This is a genomic window from Leucobacter holotrichiae, assembly GCF_055791005.1.
This window is the reverse complement of the sequence record NZ_JBVUAC010000003.1, coordinates 37134-57121: the sequence shown is the minus strand read 5'-3', so window position 1 is coordinate 57121 and position 19988 is coordinate 37134. Positions and strand designations below refer to the sequence as shown.

The 19988-nt window shown below is 68.9% G+C and carries 18 protein-coding genes; 12 read left to right on the top strand and 6 right to left on the bottom strand.

From position 1 onward, the window contains the following. Nucleotides 1–54: 54 nt before the first annotated feature. Nucleotides 55–792, top strand: a complete 738-nt coding sequence (locus AC0KXF_RS05585) for a GntR family transcriptional regulator (RefSeq protein WP_473108239.1) — start codon at nucleotides 55–57, stop codon at nucleotides 790–792. 57 nt (nucleotides 793–849) lie between these two features. Here the strand turns inward: AC0KXF_RS05585 and AC0KXF_RS05580 are convergent, their stop codons facing one another. After that, nucleotides 850–1980 carry a mannose-1-phosphate guanylyltransferase gene (locus AC0KXF_RS05580; RefSeq protein ID WP_223045094.1) on the bottom strand — a complete coding sequence of 377 codons (1131 nt, stop codon included), beginning with the start codon at nucleotides 1978–1980 and terminating at the stop codon, nucleotides 850–852. A 228-nt stretch (nucleotides 1981–2208) separates the two neighbouring features. Between AC0KXF_RS05580 and sdhC the strand changes: the two genes are divergently transcribed. The 7 genes from sdhC to AC0KXF_RS05545 all read left to right on the top strand — a co-directional run bounded on the left by sdhC (nucleotide 2209) and on the right by AC0KXF_RS05545 (nucleotide 8574). Then, a complete protein-coding gene (gene sdhC / locus AC0KXF_RS05575) occupies nucleotides 2209–2625 on the top strand; it encodes a succinate dehydrogenase, cytochrome b556 subunit (RefSeq protein WP_223045093.1) in 417 nt (138 codons plus the stop codon). Nucleotides 2626–2641: 16 nt separating this feature from the next. Further along, nucleotides 2642–3088 carry a succinate dehydrogenase hydrophobic membrane anchor subunit gene (locus tag AC0KXF_RS05570; protein ID WP_223045092.1) on the top strand — a complete coding sequence of 149 codons (447 nt, stop codon included), beginning with the start codon at nucleotides 2642–2644 and terminating at the stop codon, nucleotides 3086–3088. A 45-nt stretch (nucleotides 3089–3133) separates the two neighbouring features. Further along, nucleotides 3134–4966: a succinate dehydrogenase flavoprotein subunit gene (gene sdhA / locus AC0KXF_RS05565; RefSeq protein ID WP_473108238.1), complete on the top strand. Its 1833-nt coding sequence runs from the start codon at nucleotides 3134–3136 to the stop codon at nucleotides 4964–4966. A 3-nt stretch (nucleotides 4967–4969) separates the two neighbouring features. Continuing rightward, entirely contained in the window at nucleotides 4970–5761 is a 792-nt protein-coding gene (locus tag AC0KXF_RS05560) for a succinate dehydrogenase iron-sulfur subunit (protein ID WP_223045090.1), read from the top strand. Nucleotides 5762–5796: 35 nt separating this feature from the next. Next, the gene (locus tag AC0KXF_RS05555; protein ID WP_473108237.1) at nucleotides 5797–6795 is read left to right on the top strand and encodes a YihY/virulence factor BrkB family protein; all 999 of its coding nucleotides are present in this window, start codon (nucleotides 5797–5799) and stop codon (nucleotides 6793–6795) included. Nucleotides 6796–6872: 77 nt separating this feature from the next. Then, nucleotides 6873–8177 carry a thymidine phosphorylase gene (locus AC0KXF_RS05550; protein ID WP_473108236.1) on the top strand — a complete coding sequence of 435 codons (1305 nt, stop codon included), beginning with the start codon at nucleotides 6873–6875 and terminating at the stop codon, nucleotides 8175–8177. Nucleotides 8178–8298: 121 nt separating this feature from the next. Continuing rightward, nucleotides 8299–8574 carry a DUF2277 domain-containing protein gene (locus AC0KXF_RS05545; RefSeq protein ID WP_473108235.1) on the top strand — a complete coding sequence of 92 codons (276 nt, stop codon included), beginning with the start codon at nucleotides 8299–8301 and terminating at the stop codon, nucleotides 8572–8574. Nucleotides 8575–8598: 24 nt separating this feature from the next. Here AC0KXF_RS05545 and AC0KXF_RS05540 read toward each other — a convergent pair whose 3' ends face one another. From AC0KXF_RS05540 to AC0KXF_RS05525, 4 genes are all read right to left on the bottom strand, one after another. Continuing rightward, entirely contained in the window at nucleotides 8599–9444 is an 846-nt protein-coding gene (locus AC0KXF_RS05540; protein WP_473108234.1) for an ADP-dependent NAD(P)H-hydrate dehydratase, read from the bottom strand. A gap of 86 nt (nucleotides 9445–9530) precedes the next feature. After that, complete coding sequence (locus tag AC0KXF_RS05535; protein WP_473108233.1) at nucleotides 9531–11399, bottom strand: phospho-sugar mutase; 1869 nt, start codon at nucleotides 11397–11399, stop codon at nucleotides 9531–9533. 274 nt (nucleotides 11400–11673) lie between these two features. After that, the gene (locus AC0KXF_RS05530) at nucleotides 11674–12822 is read right to left on the bottom strand and encodes a PucR family transcriptional regulator (RefSeq protein ID WP_473108232.1); all 1149 of its coding nucleotides are present in this window, start codon (nucleotides 12820–12822) and stop codon (nucleotides 11674–11676) included. 47 nt (nucleotides 12823–12869) lie between these two features. Next, nucleotides 12870–14135 (bottom strand): flavin monoamine oxidase family protein, encoded by a 1266-nt coding sequence (locus tag AC0KXF_RS05525; protein ID WP_473108231.1) that lies wholly within the window; start codon nucleotides 14133–14135, stop codon nucleotides 12870–12872. Nucleotides 14136–14401: 266 nt separating this feature from the next. Here AC0KXF_RS05525 and AC0KXF_RS05520 point away from each other — a divergent pair, with 266 nt between their 5' ends. From AC0KXF_RS05520 to AC0KXF_RS05505, 4 genes are read left to right on the top strand one after another with little or no spacing between them, the layout of a single operon-like run. After that, nucleotides 14402–15532, top strand: coding sequence for an extracellular solute-binding protein (locus AC0KXF_RS05520; RefSeq protein WP_473108230.1), 1131 nt, complete (start codon nucleotides 14402–14404; stop codon nucleotides 15530–15532). 3 nt (nucleotides 15533–15535) lie between these two features. Next, nucleotides 15536–16435, top strand: coding sequence for an ABC transporter permease (locus AC0KXF_RS05515; RefSeq protein ID WP_473108229.1), 900 nt, complete (start codon nucleotides 15536–15538; stop codon nucleotides 16433–16435). Then, nucleotides 16432–17217, top strand: coding sequence for an ABC transporter permease (locus AC0KXF_RS05510; RefSeq protein ID WP_223045081.1), 786 nt, complete (start codon nucleotides 16432–16434; stop codon nucleotides 17215–17217). Before AC0KXF_RS05515 ends, AC0KXF_RS05510 begins: the two co-directional genes overlap by 4 nt. A gap of 5 nt (nucleotides 17218–17222) precedes the next feature. Beyond that, a complete protein-coding gene (locus tag AC0KXF_RS05505) occupies nucleotides 17223–18404 on the top strand; it encodes an ABC transporter ATP-binding protein (RefSeq protein WP_473108228.1) in 1182 nt (393 codons plus the stop codon). A 156-nt stretch (nucleotides 18405–18560) separates the two neighbouring features. Here AC0KXF_RS05505 and AC0KXF_RS05500 read toward each other — a convergent pair whose 3' ends face one another. Next, nucleotides 18561–19970: an MFS transporter gene (locus AC0KXF_RS05500; protein WP_473108227.1), complete on the bottom strand. Its 1410-nt coding sequence runs from the start codon at nucleotides 19968–19970 to the stop codon at nucleotides 18561–18563. Between the last annotated feature and the right edge of the window lie 18 nt (nucleotides 19971–19988).

The window sequence follows — 19988 nt, the reverse complement described above, 5'->3', positions numbered from 1 at the left end:
GGTGGTATTCAGGGAGCACGCAACGAGCCGGCGACAGATGATGGGGAGGCGAGCGTGAGCACAATCGATCGTGACGCTCCGGTGGCGATTCACACGCAGATCTCCGACCGGATCCGGCTGAAGATCGCCTCAGGCGAGTGGCCCCCTCACTACCGCCTCAAGAGCGAGCCCGAGCTGGCCCAGGAGCTCGGCGTGAGCCGGGGCACGCTCAGGCGGGCCCTCTCGACGCTGATCGAGGAGGGGCTGCTGCGCCAGGTGCGCGGGCGGGGCACCTTCGTCACCTCGACGATCATCGAGCCGGCGATCGCCCAGAAGCTGTCGACCCTCACCGAGGACTTCGCGCGTCAGGGAGTGGTGACGGAGACCGCGGTGATCGCCTGCGAGCTCATAGACCCGCCGAAGCCGGTGGCCGCGCTGCTCGAGGCCGGCGTCGGAAGCCGCGTGCTGCGGCTGGTGCGGGTGCGCAGCACCGAGCAGGGCCCGGTGGCGCTGCTGCACAACTACGTGCGGGCCGACATCGCGCCCGGCATCGAGCAGCAGGACTTCGGGGTGCAGAGCCTCTTCGGGGTGCTCGAGCAGACGTACCGGCTGAAGATCGCGTCGGCTCGGCGCACCTTCAGCGCCGAGTCGGCCTCCGACGAGGTCTCGGCCGCGCTCGGGCTCCCCGAGGGTGCGCCTGTGCAGTATCTGCAGCAGGTGACCTACCTCGAGGACGACCGTCCCGTGGAGTACTCGGACGTCTGGATCCACAGCGGGCGCCTGCAGGTGACCTCGCTGCTGTCCCGGCGCTGAAACTTGATCCCCTGAGCCTGTGCACCCGGGGTTGCCTCGAACTCCCCGAGTAGCAGGCTAGAGCAGGTGCCCGCCGCCCGCGACCTTCATGCGGTTGACGAGGTTCTTGACGTCCTGCGCGCGGCTCTTGGTGGTGACGAGCAGCACATCGGCCGTGTCGACCACCACCACGTCCTCCACGCCCACGAGCGCCACGAGCCGCTCGCTCTCGGAGACGACGATGCCGCTCGACGCGTCCGAGAGTACCTGCGCCCCGTCGCCGAGCACTGCGAGGTCGCTGCCGCGGCCGCGGGTCAGCAGGTTCGCCACCGATGCGAAGTCGCCGACGTCGTCCCAGTCGAAGTGGGCTGCGACGCACACCATCTTGCCCGCGGCGGCGGCGGGTTCTGCCACGGTGTAGTCGATCGCGATCTTCGGCAGTGCCGGCCAGAGGCGCTCGCGGACCTCGGCGCCCCGGTCCGTATCCCAGTTCGCGGCGATCTCGCGGAGCGAGCTCACGAGGTCGGGATCCGAGAGCGCCATCTGATCGAGCAGCACCGAGGCGCGTGCGATGAACATGCCCGCGTTCCAGAGGTATCCGCCGTGCGCCAGGTACTGCTCGGCCTGCTCGGAATCGGGCTTCTCGACGAACTCTGACACATCGTAGACGTCGAACGCAGCCAGGTCGCCCCGGGCGTCGCCGCACGAGATGTAGCCGAACCCGGAGGCCGGGTGGGAGGGATGGATGCCGATCGTGGCGATGTAGCCGCGGTCGGCCGCCTGAACCGCCGTGGTGACGGCGCGCTGGAAGAGCACATCGCCTCGGATCACGTGGTCGGCTGCGAAGGATCCGAGGATGGCGTCGGGATCGCGCAGTTCGAGCAGCGCCGCGGCGAGTCCGATGGCCGCTGAAGAGTCCTTCGGCTCGCTCTCGGTGATGAGGTTCTGCGGCAGGAGCTCTGGGAGCTGCTGCTGCACCGACTCCCGATGCGAGACTCCCGTGACGACCATGAGGCGATCCGCGGGTGCGAGAGGCGCCAGGCGATCCCAGGTGGCGCGCAGCAGGGAGTCGCCCGAGCCGGTGAGATCGAGCAGGAACTTGGGTGCGTTCGACCGGGAGAGCGGCCAGAGTCGGGATCCGACGCCTCCGGCCGGGATCACGCAGGTGAGGCGCTCGATAGCGGGGCGCGGCGCATTCGCGTCAGACATGACTACAAGACTAGGCCAGTAGGCTCGAAGAATCGGGTCGGAGATCACCGAATCATCAGATGAATCCGCGGATCCGAGCCGCCTTCGTCGTGCAGGGCCGCCGGCGAAAAGGTGCCATAATGGGTGCGCAGCGGATTCTCAGTTTGAGGCGCCCTCGGGTGCGCTCGCCGGGGCCGCACCGTCAGCCGTCGAGCAGTGCTCGTCGAAGCAGGACCAAGGAGGAAGCCCGTGTCAGCCCAAACGGCAGAGGCCGCACCCGCGGCGAAGAAGAAGAGTCGCCCGGGTGGCACTCTCTACCGCGGCAACGAGGGCATGTGGTCGTGGGTGCTGCACCGTATCACGGGCGTCGCCATCTTCTTCTTCCTGCTCGTGCACGTGCTCGACACCGCGCTCGTGCGTGTGAGCCCCGAGGCTTACAACGCCGTCATGAGCGTCTACAAGACTCCCATCATGGGTCTCGGCGAGGCCGCCCTCGTCGCCGCGATCGTGTTCCACGCCTACAACGGCATCCGCATCATCCTGGTCGACTACTGGCGCAAGGGTGCGCAGTACCAGCGCACGATGTTCTGGATCGTGGTGGCCGCTTGGGTCATCACGATGGCCGGCTTCCTGCCGCGTCACCTGATGAACGTGTTCGGGCACTAGGCGAGGAGAGACATACATGACGATGACCATCGAATCCCCGCGCTCGCAGGCCCCCGCCAAGAAGCGCACCAATTGGGAGAAGTGGGGCTGGATCTACATGCGCGTCTCGGGCGTTCTGCTCGTGGTGCTCGTGTTCGGCCACCTCTTCTCCAACCTGATCGCGACGCCCGGCGGCGTCCACGCGATCGACTTCGGCTTCGTGGGCGGCAAGCTCGCCAACCCGTTCTGGCAGGTGTGGGACGTGCTGCTGCTGTGGCTCGCCCTCATCCACGGCGCCAACGGCATGCGCACCATCGTGAACGACTACGTCGTCCGCCCGGGTCTCGCGAAGACGTTCAAGGTGCTGCTGTTCCTGTCGGCCGCGCTGCTGATCCTGCTCGGCACTTTCGTGGTGTTCACGCTCGATCCGTGCCCCGCCGGTGCCGACCCGTCGCTCGTCGCATCGTTCTGCACCGCGTCGTAGCGGCGCCGGCAGCTCAGGCTTACAGACTCGAAGAATAGGATTCACGTGACCACAGACATCCATCAGGGCGAGGAAGTCACCGTCAAGGACGGTGTCACTTACCATCAGTTCGACGTCGTCATCGTCGGAGCGGGCGGGGCGGGCATGCGCGCCGCGATTGAGGCCGGCCCCAAGGCGAAGACCGCGGTCATCACCAAGCTGTACCCGACGCGCTCGCACACGGGAGCGGCGCAGGGCGGCATGGCGGCGGCCCTCGCGAACGTCGAGGACGACAACTGGGAGTGGCACACCTTCGACACGGTCAAGGGCGGCGACTACCTCGTCGATCAGGACGCGGCTGAGATCCTCGCGAAGGAGGCCATCGACGCGGTCATCGACCTCGAGAACATGGGTCTGCCCTTCAACCGCACGCCCGAGGGCAAGATCGACCAGCGGCGCTTCGGCGGCCACACGCGCGACCACGGCAAGGCGCCCGTGCGTCGCGCCTGCTACGCAGCCGACCGCACCGGCCACATGATCCTGCAGACGCTGTTCCAGAACTGCGTGAAGCTGGGCGTCAACTTCTACAACGAGTTCTACGTGCTCGATCTGGTGATGACCGGCGAGGGCAAGGACCGCCGCCCGGCCGGCGTCGTGGCCTACGAACTCGCCACCGGCGAGCTGCACGTCTTCCAGGCCAAGTCGATCGTGTTCGCCACGGGCGGTTTCGGCAAGATCTTCAAGACCACCTCGAACGCCCACACGCTCACGGGCGACGGCGTCGGCATCATCTGGCGCAAGGGCCTGCCCCTCGAGGACATGGAGTTCTACCAGTTCCACCCGACGGGGCTCGCGGGACTCGGCATCCTCCTCACCGAGGGCGCCCGAGGCGAGGGCGCGATCCTGCGCAACGCGAGCGGCGAGCGCTTCATGGAGCGCTACGCGCCGACCATCAAGGACCTGGCGCCGCGCGACATCGTCGCCCGCTGCATGGTGCAGGAGGTGCTCGACGGCCGCGGCGCCGGCCCGCACAAGGACTACGTCTACCTCGACTGCACCCACCTGGGCGCCGAGGTGCTCGAGACGAAGCTGCCCGACATCACGGAGTTCGCCCGCACCTATCTCGGTGTGGATCCCGTGACCGAGCCCGTGCCGGTGTTCCCCACGGCGCACTACGCCATGGGCGGCATTCCGACGAACAACGCCGCCGAGGTGCTCATGGACAACGAGACCGTGGTCCCCGGCCTCTACGCCGCGGGCGAGTGCGCCTGCGTCTCCGTGCACGGCGCAAACCGTCTCGGTACCAACTCGCTGCTCGACATCAACGTGTTCGGCAAGCGATCCGGCAACAACGCCGCCGACTACGCGCAGACCGCGAGCTTCGTCGACCTCCCCGCCGACCCGGCGAAGGAGATCCGCGAGCTGGTCGAGCGCTTCCGCACGGGCTCCGGCACCGAGCGCGTCGCAGACATCCGGCGCGAGCTGCAGGAGGCGATGGACCGCGGCGCCCAGGTGTTCCGCACCGAGGAATCGCTGACCGAGGTGCTCGGCGTGATCCACGATCTGCGCGTGCGCTACATGAACGTCGGAGTGCAGGATCGCGGCAAGCGGTACAACACGGATCTGCTCGAGGCGATCGAGCTGGGCTTCCTGCTCGACCTCGCAGAGGTGCTCGCCTACACGGCGCGCAACCGCAAGGAGAGCCGTGGCGGGCACATGCGCGACGACTACCCGAACCGCGACGACGAGAACTACATGAAGCACACCATGGCGTACCTCTCGGGTGATCCCCACTCCGCCGACCCCGAGGACCACATCCGGCTCGACTGGAAGCCGGTGGTGTTCACCAAGAACGAGCAGGGCGAGTTCAACTACCCGCCGATGGAGAGGAAGTACTAGGCCATGAGCACAGCTACTGCCGAGGCTACGTCCGTCGAGTCCTCCGGGGCCGCCGGCGGCGCACCCGATGCGCCCCAGTCGTTCACCGTCACCCTGCTGGTGCGCCGCTACAACCCCGAGTCGGGTCGCGATGCGTACTGGGAGGATTTCGATGTCGAGATGTACCCGACCGACCGCATCCTCGACGCGCTGCACCGCATCAAGTGGGATCAGGACGGCAGCCTCGCCTTTCGCCGATCCTGCGCGCACGGCATCTGCGGTTCCGACGCGATGCGCATCAACGGCAAGAACCGGCTCGCCTGCAAGACCCTCATCAAGGATCTCGACATCACGAAGCCGATCTACGTCGAGGCGATCAAGGGCCTGCCCCTCGAGAAGGACCTGATCGTCGACATGGAGCCGTTCTTCGCGGCGTACCGCGCGGTCAACCCGTTCCTCATGGCCGACTCGGCACCGCCGGCCCCCGGCCAGGAGCGCCTGCAGACGATCGAGGATCGCGAGCGTTTCGACGACACCACGAAGTGCATCCTGTGCGCGGCATGCACCACGAGCTGCCCGGTGTTCTGGACCGACGGCCAGTACTTCGGTCCGGCCGCGATCGTCAACGCGCACCGCTTCATCTTCGATTCGCGCGATGACAACGCTCAGGTGCGCCTCGACGTGCTGAACGACACCGAGGGCGTGTGGCGCTGCCGCACCACCTTCAACTGCACCGACGCGTGCCCTCGCGGCATCCAGGTCACCAAGGCAATCGCCGAGGTGAAGGCCGCGATCCGCACCGGCAAGACGAAGTAGCCCGAGCTCGGCGCCGGGTGACTCCGCTCGACGACATGACGACGCCCCGCGATCCTCGCCCCTCCTCGGAGGGGCGGGATCGCGGGGCGTTTCGCGTCTCCGCGGCCGGTCGCGAACTCGTGCAGCAGGGGCAGGGCGTCTGGTCGCGGGTCAGGGATTCGCGTCCGCTCCGATCGTTCTTCCACTTCACCGATGTCGGCGGGTCGGTGCTCGCGGCCGGCATGAGCTATCAGGCAGTGTTCGCCGTGTTCGCGGCGCTGTGGATCGGCTTCAGCGTGTTCGGGATCGTGCTGCGCGGGCGGCCCGAGCTGCTCGACTCGCTGATCGAGCAACTCAACCTGCTCGTGCCCGGACTGGTCGGCACGGGCGACGGCGGTGCGGTGTCGCTGACGACGCTGCTGCAGGGCCGCACGCTCGACTGGAGCAGCGCCGTCGCGGGCGTCGCCCTCGTCTACGTCGCGGTCACATGGTTCACGGGCACGCGTCGCGCGATCCGCATCATCTTCGGCCTGGAGGTGCGGCAGTACCGCAATGTGCTGCTGCTGAAGCTCCGCGATCTGGTGCTCGCGGTGGCCTTCATGCTGGCGATCATGGTGTCGGCGGCACTGACGGTGTTCAGTTCGAACCTCACGACCCTGCTGCTGTCTTGGATCGGCGGGGATCCGGACGGCTGGCTCATGAGCGGTCTCGGCACGATCGCGCGTTACGGCGCGATGTACGTGTTCGACACGCTCGTGCTCGTCGCGATCTTCAAGTTCCTCGCCGAGGTCCACGTGCCGCGGTGGAGTCTGCTGCGCGGTTGCGCGCTCGGCGGGCTGGCGCTGTTCGGGATCAAGGTGCTGGGCGCCTCGCTGCTGGGCGGGGCCTCGAACAATCCGCTGCTCGCCTCGTTCGCCGTGCTGGTGGGCCTGCTGATCTGGTTCAACGTGATCTGCCGCACGCTGCTGCTGACGGGCTGCTGGATCGCGGTCGGGCAAGACGCGGATCTGGGGCGGCCCGACCCCGAGCGATCGCGCCTCCTCGACGTGTTCTGAGGCGCGCCGTCGCCCCGAGCTCAGTCCGGAGACGCTCATCGACCGAGAATGTCGGTGGCTCCGCCTAGGCTGTTGTCATGGAGCAGCTCAAGGATCCCGAACCTTTCGACGTCGTCGACTTGATCACCCGCAAGCGATTCGCGGGGATGCTCACCCGAGCCGAGATCGACTGGCTGGTCGACGCGTTCACCCGAGGTGCTGTGGCACCCGAGCAGATGAGTGCGCTGCTCATGGCGGTCGTGATCCAGGGCATGGGGCGCGACGAGATCCGTGATCTGACCGCTGCGATGATCGCGAGCGGCGAGCGCATGAGCTTCTCGGGGCTGGGGCGCCCCGCGATCGATAAGCACTCGACGGGCGGTGTGGGCGACAAGATCACGCTGCCGCTGGTGCCGCTCATGGCCTCGCTGGGGGTCGCGGTGCCGCAGCTGTCGGGGCGCGGGCTGGGGCACACGGGCGGCACCCTCGACAAGCTCGAGTCGATTCCGGGTTGGCGGGCCGCGCTGTCCAACGATGAGATGGAACGCATGCTGCGCGACGTGGGCGGTGTGATCTGCGCTGCGGGGTCGGGTCTCGCGCCGGCGGATCGTGCGATGTACGCGCTGCGCGATGTGACGGGCACTGTCGCCTCGGTCCCGCTGATCGCCGCCTCGATCATGAGCAAGAAGATCGCCGAGGGCGCCGACGGGCTGGTGCTCGACGTGAAGTTCGGTTCGGGCGCGTTCCTGCCGTCGGTCGACGATGCGCGAGATCTCGCGGAGACGATGACCAGGCTGGGCGCCGATTCGGGCCTGCGCACGGTGGCGCTCATCACCGACATGGACGCACCGCTCGGACGGGCGGTCGGAAACGCGAACGAGGTGCGCGAGGCGGTCGAGATGCTGTCGGGCGGCGGGCCGGCCGATGTGGTGGAGCTGACGCTGGCGCTGGCGCGGGAGATGCTGGAGCTCGGCGGGCGCGGAGATGCGGACCCCGAGGCGGCTCTCGCCGACGGTCGGGCGATGGACGCGTGGCGGAGACTCATCGCGGGGCAGGGCGGTGATCCCGATGCGCCGTTGCCCGTCGTGCACGAGACGGAGACCGTGCGGGCGGTGTCCGAGGGGATCGTGCAGCGCGTCGACGCCCGCGCCGTGGGCGTCGGAGCGTGGCGCCTCGGCGCAGGCCGAGCGCGGCCGGGTGATCCGGTGGACCATGCGGCCGGGGTCGAGGTGCTCGTGAGGCCGGGCGATCGGGTGCGGGCCGGCGACCCGCTGTTCGAGGTCTCGTGCGATTCTCCGGGGCGGATGGCGCGAGGCATCGAGTCGCTCGCTTCTGCGGTGGAGATCGGAGAGGGGGTTCCGGATCCGCGTCCCCTCATCGTGGAGCGCGTGATCGCTGACTGAGACCTATCGTCCCCTCTGAGTGTCGAGGGTGACAGAGACGGCGTCGCGCACCCTTCGGCGTGCTCGAGGAGTTCCGCGAATGAGGCTCGACCGGCGCGCGGGATCGGCGTAGCGTGTCGGTATGTGTCGCAGCATTCATACCCTTCATAACTTCGAGCCCGCGGCGACGAGCGATGAGGTCCACGCCGCCGCGCTTCAGTACGTGCGGAAGATCGCGGGAACCACGAGGCCCTCGAAGGCGAACGCGCCCGCCTTCGAGCGTGCGGTGACCGAGATCGCCCACGCCACGCAGCACCTGCTCGACGAGCTGGTCGCCACGACGCCGCCCAAGAACCGAGAGCTCGAGGCCGAGAAGAAGCGGGCGCGCGCCATCGCGTCTGGCCGCTACGACCGCTGACGCTCAGGGCCCGGCCGGGCCCGCTCAGGCGAGGCTTGCGAAGGCCTCGGGAATCGCGTCCGCGACGTCGAGGGCGGCGATCGGCCGACCGCAACCCGTGGCTTCGAGATCGTGGGCCGCGACCCGTGCCGCTGCGTCGTGGAGCAGCGCTGCGGTGGCGCCCAGGGGTCCGAGCAACTCGGGATTCCGCCGCACCGCCTCGGAGTGAGCCGCGACGAGCGCACCCAGGATGCCTCCGAGAACGTCGCCGGTTCCCGCGGTCGCGAGCCAGGGAGTGGCAGGCCCCGCGGCCAGGCGCTCACCGTTCGGCGTCACACACAGTGTGATCGAGCCCTTCAGCAACACCGTCGCCCTCAGCCGTTCTGCGAGCCGGCCGGCGGCCGCGGCGCGCGCTTCCGGGTCGCCGCCGCGGGGATCCCAGCCCTCCGGCAGTCCGCCCATGCCCGCGGCCTCCCACAGCCGCTCGAACTCGCCGCCGTGCGGTGTGAGGATCGTCGGAGCGGTGAGCCTGCGGGCGGCACCGGATCCCGCCTCTCCGTCGACGGTGACGAGATCGAGTGCGCCCGCATCGATCACGACCGGTGCCTCGCCGCGCAGCAGTTCGAGCAGGGCCGTCCGCTCGTCGGGCGAGCGGTGGTCGGGATCGGTGCCGGAGCCGACGACCCAGGCGTCGCAGGGGCGGGATCCGGGTTCGCCGAACACCGTCTCGGGGCGCGCCGCCAGCACCGCGGCCGACGGAGCGGGCAGACCGTACGGCGCGGGGGAGTCGTCGGTGGGTGCCACGTAGCGCACCATGCCGACGCCCGTACGCCACGCGGCGGACACGCCGAGCACCGCGGCCCCGGGGTAGTGCGCCGAGCCGGTGCGCATGCCGAGCACTCCTCGCCGGTACTTGTCATCGCCGGAACCCGGGCGCGGCAGCCACTCCGCCGCGCGATCTTGTGTCCAGCGCTCGGTCACGATGCCTCGGCGCCGTTCTCAGCGCTGTGCGGAGAATCGGATCCGGATTCCCTCTGTAGCCCGTCGAGGTACTCCCGCACTGCGGCCTCGAGCGTCTCGAGCGCCTGCTCGGCCGTCTCACGGCGCCGCTGCGCGGATCCCTCGTCGCTGAAGGTGTCGAGATAGATCTTGAGCTTCGGCTCGGTGCCGCTGGGTCTGATCATCACGCGTGATCCGTCGGCGAGATCGTAGCGCAGCACGTCCGCGGGAACCTCCGCGAGGCCGGGCATCAGCAGGTCCTGAGTCGATTCGATCTCGATGCCGCCGAATGCCCGAGGGGGCTCCTGTCTGACGCGGGCGGCGAGTTCGGATGCCGCAGCCATCGACGGAAGGCGCAACGTGATCTGCCCGCTCGCGAAGTGACCGAAACGCTCGCCCGCGTCGTCGAGCAGGTCCCACAGCGTGCGTCCCTCGGCCGCGGCCTCGCGCGCCATCGCGATCGCGTCGGCGCTGGCCGAGATGCCGTCCTTGTCGCGCACGATATCGGGGTGCGTGAGGTAGCCCAGCGCCTCCTCGAACCCGAAGACGAGTCCAGGCACTCGCGACACCCACTTGAAGCCCGAGAGGGTCTCTGCGTAGCCGAGCCCGTACCCGCGAGCGACGGCGCGCAGCGCGGGGGAGGAGACGATCGTGCAGGCGAGGGCGCCCGAGACCGGGGTGCCCGCGAGCGACGCCCTGACACGCTCGCGCTCCGCGGCCCGCCAGCCGAGCAGCAGCCCGAGCTCGTTGCCGGTGAGGCGGCGGTACCCCGAGGGCTCATCGGGGTGCGGCAGCGCGAGCGCGAGGCGGTCGGCGTCGGGGTCATGCGCGACCACGAGGTCGGCCCCGAGGCTGCGTGCCGTGCGGAAGGCGAGATCGAGCGCCCCCGGCTCCTCCGGGTTCGGGAAGGAGACCGTGGGGAACTTGCCGTCGGGCGCGTCCTGCTCGCGCACCGGGACCACCCGGGGGAGGCCCGTCGACATGAACACGCGCTGCGCGATCGCGGATCCGACGCCGTGCATCGCGGTGTACACGATCTTCAGGTCGGTGTCGGCACCGACGGTGACCCCCGGCGCTTCGGGGCGCTGGGGAAGGCCCGCGAGTACGGCCGCCGAGGTCTCGGCGACGTAGGCGTCGGCGACGCCTCGGCCCAGCACCGTGTAGGCGGTCGAGCGGGGGAGTCGCGAGACGGGCCCCTGCGCGCGCTTGTCGATGTGCGCCGCGATGAGCCCGTCGACGGGAGGAACGATCTGCGATCCCGCGTCCCCATCGCCGAGGTACACCTTGTACCCGTTGTCGCGCGGCGGATTGTGGCTCGCCGTGATCATCACGCCGGCCGAGACGTCGAGATGGCGCACGGCGAAGGCGGTGAGCGGCGTGGGGCCCGCCTCCGGCAGCAGGAAGACGCGAACACCGGCGCCCTCCATGATCTCGGCGGTGTCGCGCGCGAAGACGTCGGAGTTCACGCGGGCGTCGTAGCCGATGACGACCGACGGAGCGGCGCCCGTACCGTCTGCCGCCGCGCGCTCGAGCAGGTAGTCGGCGAAGCCGGCGCTCGTCTGCGAGACCACCACCCGGTTCATGCGGCGGGGGCCGGCGCCGAGCCTGCCGCGCAGCCCGGCAGTGCCGAACGCGAGCCTGCCGTCGAACGCGTCCGCCAGCTCCGCGGCGGCGGTCTCATCGCCGCCCTGCGCCGCTGCGACGAGGCGCCTCGTCTCGGCCCGGGTCGCCGGGTCGATGTCGTGCTCGGCCCAGACCTCGGCCTCGGCGACGAGCGCGCGCAGCGCTTCATCGGCACGCGCGGATGCTCGGCCGCTCTTCGGCGTCCCACTGTCAGGCTGTGCCATCGCGGTCCCTCCCTTCCGCGACGGGTGCGCGGTGTTTTCAAGCTACCATTCCGCACCCGGTCGAAGGCTGCGGCACCCTGACCGCCGACCCTGCAGCACCGATCTGCCTTCCAGCACACCGAAACCCGCGATTCGGTGTGCTGGAAGGCAGATCGGTGCTGCAGGGGCGGCAGGGCCGGCCCGGGGCGGGGGTGACGGAGCGGGCGAGGCGCGGAGGCGGCGGAGCGGACGGGGCGCGGACCCGGCGAGGGCGGATCACAGCAGCCCCCAGCCCTCATCCCTCGGCCGGGGCTGCCGCGTCGTCGGGCTCCAGATCCCCGCAGCCGATCGCGGCCTGCACTGCGAGCCAGCACTCGGCCGTGTCCTCGATCGACGAGAGGTCGCGGTCGATGATCTTCTCGATGCGTGAGATGCGGGCGATGAGCGTCTGCCGGTGCACGAACAGCCGCTCGGCGGCGCGAACCCAGCTGCGGTTCTCCTCGAGGAACACGCGCAGGGTCTGCGTGAGCGACGTGCCGCGCTGCTCGTCGTAGGTGCGCAGCGGGCCGAGCACCTGGCTCGCGATGCGGCGCAGCTGTTCGGCGCTGCTCGGGAGGAACAGCGAGGTGGTCTCGTGCTCTCCGAAGTGCAGCACCCCGCTGGCGAGATGGTTGCGGATCAGCGCGCTGCGCGCCTGCAGCAGCGCGTTCGGCACCTCGTCGAACTCGTCGAACGGGGCGCTGGTGCCCACGCGGGTCGCCCCGGTCGCGACGGCCTCGAGCGCCGCCTCGAGGGCGTCCCCGGCCTCCGCGAGCATCAGCACCTGGTCCCCCTCGACCCTGGTGAGCGAGGGCAGGAGCCGCTGGGCGAAGGCCGCGCGCACGTGCAGGTGCAGGGCTTCGGGATCCCGATTCTGCGCGACCGCGACCAGCGCGGGGCGTCGCACGCCGTGCGGCTCGACCAGCCGCGCGGCCGTACCGGCGGGCAGCGATCCGGTGCACAGTTCCGCGAGCAGCAGGGCACCGTAACGCTGCTCGGTCTCCTGGACGAGCTTGTCGCGACTGCGCTGCACGGCCTCGGCGACGGCCATTGCGAGAGCGACGTACGGCACCTCGTGCTCCGTCGACAGCACCGGGAAGCCGATGTGCGAGGCATAGGCGAGCGCAGGCTCGGTGAACGGCGCGCTCATCATCTGCTCGTCGACCGCGACGGCCGCGATCCCGACCGCCTGCATCCCCCGCAGGTACGCGCACTGCTCGTCGGTCGTGCGCGGTACGCCGATCCCGGTCGTCATCACGAGGGCTCCGTCTCCGAGCCATCGCCACGGGTCGGGCAGTTCGCACACGTGGGCCCATGTGATCGCGCGGTCCTCCCCGACGCCGGGGGTCAGCGACCTCGTGCGTACGGCTGGCAGGTCGAGCAGCGACCTCACGGTGAAGGTCATGGCTCAAGCGTACATTCGGGCGCGCGGAGCGGCGGCCGTCGCCGCGCTCACCCGCTGAACTCGCGCTCGATCGCAGCGGCGGCCCGGTACCCCGATGCGACCGCTCCCGACAGCGACTGCGCGAGACCGGTGTGCTCGCCGGCGATGGCGACGCGGCCCGCGGTGCGCTCGAAGACGTGCGCATCGGCGGCGCTCCAGTGCAACCCGGGAGCGCTGTACGAGCCACGGGCCCATGGGTCGTCGGCCCAGGTGGTGAGCAGCACGTCTCCGTCGATCTCGAGGCGGGGCCGCATCTCGCGCAGCGCGCGCACCCAGTCGTCCGGGCCCGCCTCGACTCGGAGCGCCTCGAGCGCGAACGGGCCGCCCGCGAACGAGGAGAGGGCGTCGATGCGGTGCTCGCCGTCGACCGACAATGAGCGCCACGACCACCAGGTGTGCTCGGCGTTCTGCAGCGCGATGTCGTCGTCGACCCGGGAGAGGGGCACGCCGAGCTTCGCGGCGACGCCCATGAACCGGTGGTCGAGCGCGCGCTGCTGATCCTCGGGCAGTTCGAACCCGAGCCGCAGTTCGCGCAGGATCGGCAGAGGTACGGCGAGCACCGCCGCGTCGGCGTCGATCCGCGCTCCGTCGTGCAGCGTCACCTGCACGCCCGTGGCCGACTGGTCGAGCGCCGAGATCGGATGCTCCAGGCGCACCCGGTCGCCGAGACGACGCGCGAGCTCGAGCGAGAGCGACTGGTTGCCGCCGACGAAGCGGCCGCCGTCCTCGATGTAGCCTCCCACGGTGGATGACTCGTGCAGCAGCACCGCCTCGGCGCTCACGAGGGCGGGATCGGCCGCCGCCGACGTCGTGGTGCGACGGTAGACGGGGTCGAGGCGGTAGTCGGCCCCCAGCGCTTCGGCGAACGCCCGCTCCAGAGACACCTCGCGCTCGCCGTCGTCGAGCATGCGGGCGAGCGTCGATCGCACCCGCTCGCTCGTCTCGCCCAGCTCCTCGAACGAGATCACACGTCCGTTCACGGTCCGCCTGCCGTAGCGAACGTTGTGCGACATGATCGGCACGCCCACCTCGGCGGAGAGGCGGCGGATCGCGAACTCGGTCGGGAAGATGTACTCGCCGCCGCGCTCGGTCACCTCGCCGTTGCCGAGACGCTCCGACCAGGTACGGCCGCCCACACGATCCCGAGCCTCGAGCACGGTGCACCGATGCCCGGCCTTGCTCAGCTCCCACGCGGCGGTGAGCCCGGCGAGCCCGGCTCCGACGACGACGATGTCCATTGCGTTCCTCCTCGAACGAACAGCTGATGCGGGCACTCCTGCCCGCCACCCATGCTAGGGACCGACGCGCGTCGCCGGACCCCCTTGACCGCTACTCGTGCGCGAAACCTTATGTTCGTACCACGTCGCCCGGCCTCGCCATACGAATCTATGAAAGATGCCGCCGGGCGGTAACGAAGGCGTAACGGGCCGTATGGATGTCGGAGGTGCCAGCTAGGTTCGGGAAGCGGCAGGGCTGAGATCGACCATCCCGACGATGGCGCGAGTCTGGCCACCACCATCACGATGAAGTGGGGAAGTACATGTCAATTCTCAATGACACCAAGACGCGGCGGGGTGTTTCGCTCGTCGCAGGATCGGCGGCGCTCGCACTCGCGCTGGTCGGCTGCAGCGGCGGGGGCGGTGACGAGGAGCCCGCGCCCGAGCGCGATCTCGGCACCCCGGTCGCGGGGGAGATCAAGGAGGGCGCACTCGAAGGAGTGACGCTCACGTTCGCCGGATCCGGCGGCGTGTTCCAGGACGGGCAGACCGAGGCGCTGTGGAACCCGTTCGCCGAGGCATCCGGCGCCGAGTTCAATCAGGACGCGTTCGATGCAGGCAAGCTCAAGGCCATGGTCGACAGCGGCAATGTCAGCTGGGACATCGTGAACACGACCCAGTTCGACACCGCGCGCGGCTGCGGTACGCTCTACGAGAAGTACGACTACTCGCAGATCGACACCTCGAAGATCCCCGAGGGCACCATCACCGACGACTGCATGGTGCCGCAGATCCTCTACGGCCTCGTCCTCGTCTACAACACCGACAAGTTCGGCGACAATCCGCCGACGAGCGCGGCCGACTTCTTCGACACCGAGAAGTTCCCGGGCAAGCGCACCGTGAGCCAGTCGACCTACGTCGATCCGCAGACTGTCGAGTTCGCGCTGACCGCCCAGGGTAAGGACGTGAAGAATCTGAAGCCCGAGGACATCGAGGGCGCCTTCGACATGTACCGCGACCTCGGCGACGACGTGATCGGCTGGACCACGGGCGCGCAGGCGCAGCAGCAGCTCGAGGCGGGCGAAGCCGTGATGGGTCTCGTCTGGTCGGGTCGCGGCTACGGCGCAGCCAACGCCGGGGCGCCGGTCGCTCCGATGTGGGACGAGTGGATGATCATGGTCGACTCGAACGGCATCCCCAAGGGTGTCAAGGACAAGCAGGCCGCCTTCGCGGCGGTGAACTACTCGATCGGCGCCGAGCAGCAGGCGAAGATGACCGAGCTCACCTCCTACGGCGGGGTGAACGTCGATGCGAAGCCCGAGATGGACGAGCTGCTCACCCAGTGGATGACGACCGAGCACCTCGACACCGGCATCGCGCCGAACGTCGACTTCTGGGTCGAGAACTACGACGCACTCGCGGCCGCCTGGGCCGGTTGGGCGACCGGGAACTAGCCCATGAGCGAGGGCACCGTCACCGAGGCCATCGCGGTCTCCGGTGCGGATGCCGGGCGGCGGAAGCGGGGGCCGAGGAATTGGCGCCCGCTTCTGCTGCTGATCCCGGCATTCGTGATCGTCTCCCTGTTCTTCCTGGCTCCGCTGGTGGATGTGTTCATCCGCTCGATCACGGATCCGCAGCCGGGGGCGCAGAACTACGTCTGGCTGTTCACCACGGAAGCGAACCTCAACGTGGTGCTGCGCACCTTCGGCACCGCGATCCTCGTCACCATCGTGTGCCTGCTGCTCGCGTACCCGTACGCCTATCTGATGACCATCGTGTCCGATCGCACGCGCAACGTCATGCAGCTGTTCATCATGATGCCGCTGTGGACGTCGATCCTGGTGCGCACGCTCGCCTGGATGGTGCTGCTGCAGGATACGGGCCCGATCAACGGGCTGCTGGCGGCGTGGTTCGGGATCGGACCCATTCCCCTGATCCGCACCACATTCGGTGTGGCGCTCGGCATGTGCCAGGTGCTGCTGCCCTTCATGGTGCTGCCGCTGTACTCGTCGATGGCGAAGATCGACAAGCGGCTGCTGCCGGCGGCGTCGAACCTGGGCGCGAACCCGGTGACGGCGTTCTTCACCGTGTACCTGCCGCTCTCGCGGCCCGGCATCTTCTCAGGCGGGGTGACCGTGTTCATCCTCGGCCTCGGCTTCTACATCATCCCCGCCCTGCTGGGCTCTTCGAAGGAGATCATGATCTCGGCGCTCATTCAGCAGCAGATCAGCGTGTTCCTGATGTGGGGCCAGGGCACCGCGCTCGGCATCTTCCTGCTGGTGTGCACGATCCTCATCCTCGTCGTCGTCTCGAGATTCAACCGGGGCGGCAGCCTCTTCCCGGGGGTGAACCGATGACTTCCAAACGCATCCTCGGGGCGTTCTCGGTGCTGATCGTACTGTGGCTGATCGTGCCGACGCTCATCATCATCCCGATGTCGTTCAACGAGGCGTCGTCGTTCAACTTTCCGCCGAAGGGGTTCTCGACGCGATGGTACGAGAACTTCGTCACCGACCCGTCGTGGCTGCAGGCACTGGGATCATCGCTGCAGGTCGCCGTGCTCACGATGATCGTGGCGACCGCGGTGGGCGTGCTCGCAGCGCTGGGCCTGTCGAAGGTGAAGTTCAGGGGCAAGGGGCTCATGGAGGGCTACTTCCTGCTGCCGCTGATCGTGCCCGGCATCGTGCTCGCAGTCGGCCTGTACTCGCTGTTCCTGCGCATGGACCTGCTGGGCACGCTGCCCGGATTCGTGCTCGCGCACACCATCGTGTCGATGCCGCTGGTGATCACGAACGTGATGGCCTCGCTGCAGGGCCTGGATCCGCGGCTGGAACAGGCGTCGGCGACCCTGGGCGCGGGCCGGGTGCGCACGTTCTTCAGCATCACCCTGCCGCTGATCGCGCCGGGTGTGACGGCGGGGGCGCTGTTCGCGTTCGTCACCTCCTTCGACGAGGTGATCCTCTCGCTGTTCATCCAGTCCCCGACCCTGCAGACGCTGCCAGTGAAGATCTTCAACAGCGTCACCCAGACCAATGACCCCACTGTGGCCGCGGTGGCGGTGATCACGATGTTCACCTCGGTGATCGTGATGCTCGTCGCGCAGTTCGCCACGAGGAAGAGAAAGCGACCGGTAGCGTGAACGCTATGACTCACAACGAGATCCCCGTGCCCGACGAGCACGAGCAGCAGCTGAGGGCCGGAGGGCTGAACACCTCGGCGATCCACCAGATCGGCGACGCCGGCATCAGCCTGAACGGGGTGACCAAGCGCTACGGCGACAAGGCCGTCGTCGACGAGATCGATCTCGTGATCGAGCCGGGGGAGTTCATGACCTTCCTCGGCCCCTCGGGTTCGGGCAAGACGACGACCCTCAACATGATCGCCGGGTTCACCTCGGTCACCGAGGGGCACCTGCACATCTACGGCAAGCCCGTGGCGAAGCTGCCCCCGCACAAGCGCGACATCGGCATGGTGTTCCAGAACTACGCCCTGTTCCCGCACAAGACGGTGGCCGAGAACATCGCCTACCCGCTGCAGCGCCGCAAGATCGGCAAGGAGCAGCAGAGGAAGATGGTGGCCGACGCCCTCGGCATGGTGCGCATGGGCGACTACGGCGACCGCTACCCGTCCGAGCTCTCGGGCGGTCAGCAGCAGCGCGTCGCCCTCGCGCGAGCGCTCGTCTACGAGCCGCGGGTGCTGCTCATGGACGAGCCCCTCGGCGCCCTCGACAAGAAGCTGCGCGAGTGGCTGCAGGGCGAGATCAAGCGCATCCACCGGGAGGTGGGCTCCACGTTCGTGTACGTCACGCACGATCAGGAGGAGGCGCTGTCGATGTCGGATCGGATCGCCGTGTTCAACAACGGCCGGATCGAGCAGGTGGGCACGTCCGAGGACCTGTACGAGGCGCCGCAGACGCTGTTCGTCGGGCGCTTCCTCGGGGAGTCGACCGTGCTGCTCGGCAAGGGCGTGAAAGAGGGGGACCGCCGCACCGCGATCGAGGTCGCCGGTCACCGCGTGGTCGCCGACGGCCAGTCCGAGCACGAGGATCTCGCGATCCTCATCCGACCCGAGAACCTGCGCCTCGAGACCGCGGGCACCCCCGCGGGCGAGAACGAGAACTCCATCCCGGTTACGATCACCGATGTCACCTACCTGGGGGCGTCGCGCCGCTACTCCGTGCGCCTGCCCGACGGCACCGAGGGTGCGGTGCGGCTCGGGCAGGAGGCGAGGATCCACAACCGCGGCGACGAGGTCGCGATGATGTGGAGCATCCCCGCGGGGGTGCTGCTCGTGGACACGGGCGAGGCGGGCGAGTCGACGACGTAGCTCCAGGCGGGACACCGCTCGCTGAGCTTGCCGCAGGGAGCGGAGTGGACAGGCGGCGTTCCAACCGGCTCAGGATGCGCCGAGAGGCGGATTTCGCAGGTGCTTCTCGAAGATCACCTGCGAAATCCGCCTCTCGACGCCTATGAAGGGGGCGGATCAGGCCTCCATGTCGACGTCCTTGGTCTCCGGCGTCAGGATGAGCGAGATGAGCGTCAACACCGCCGCCCCGGTGAGGTAGAAGCCGACCAGCACCGGGCTGCCGTCGGCGAGGCCCCACAGCCACACCGCGACGATGGGGGCGAGTGCCGCGCCGAGGATCGACGAGACGTTGTAGGCCACGGCCGATCCCGTGTACCGCACGTTGGTCGGGAACATCTCGGGCAGGAACGCCCCCATCGGGCCGAAGGTGAGGCCCATGAGCGTGAAGCCGAGCGCCAGGAAGAACATCACGGTCGCCGTGCCGCCGCCCAGCAGCGGCACGAAGGTGAACCCGAAGAGCGCGATCGCCGCGGTGACGGTGATGAGGGTGCGGCGCCGCCCGAAGCGGTCGGCCAGCGGACCCGAGACGAGCGTGAAGATGCCGAAGAAGACGACCCCGAACACGAGCATCAGGATGAACTCGTTGTAGCTGTAGCCCAGCCCCGGCACGTAGTCGGCCGCGTCGAAGGGTGTGCCCGCCGCTTCAGCGGCGCTCTGCGCGGCTTCGAGACCGGGGCGCGTGCCGAAGGTGAGCGTGTACGACGTCATCAGGTAGAACAGCACGTAGGTCGCGAGCATGGCGAAGGTGCCGAGGATGAGACCCCGCCAGTGGTGCTTGAAGGCCTCGGCGAGCGGCATGCGCGTGACCTTGCCGCTCTGCTTGGCGCTCTCGAACGCGTTCGACTCGACGAGGCGGAGTCGCACCCAGAGGCCGATGATCACCATGATCGCCGAGAACAGGAAGGGTACGCGCCAGCCCCAGCTGAGGAAGGCCTCGGACGCGACGCCCGGGTGCGCGGGATCGGCCAGCGCGTTGTTGATCACGAAGAACAGCATGTTGGCGATGATGAAGCCGAGGGGCGCGCCCAGCTGGGGGAAGGTGCCGTACCAGGCCCGCTTGCCCTGAGGCGCGTTCTCCGTGGCGACGAGCGCGGCGCCCGACCACTCCCCGCCGATGGCGAAGCCCTGCGCGAGACGCAGTACGAGCAGCAGCACCGCGGCCCAGACCCCGATGTTCTCGTGAGTCGGCAGTAGCCCGATGAGGAAGGTCGCGATGCCCATGGTGAGCAGCGACGCGACGAGGGTGGTCTTCCGGCCGAGCCGGTCGCCCAGGTGCCCGAAGAAGACGGCGCCCACCGGGCGGGCGAGCATCGCGGCGCCGAAGGTCGCGAAGGAGGCGATGAGCGCGGTGGTGTCGTTGCCCGTGGGGAAGAAGAGGACCGGGAATACGAGCACGGCCGCGGTCGCGTAGACGTAGAAATCGTAGAACTCGATCGTGGTGCCGATGAGGCTTGCGAGGACGACGCGCGACGGCTTGTTGCGGGGCGCGGCGCCCGGTCGAGTGGGTGTGGCGGAGGTGGCGGACAAGATTGGAGCAGCTTTCGA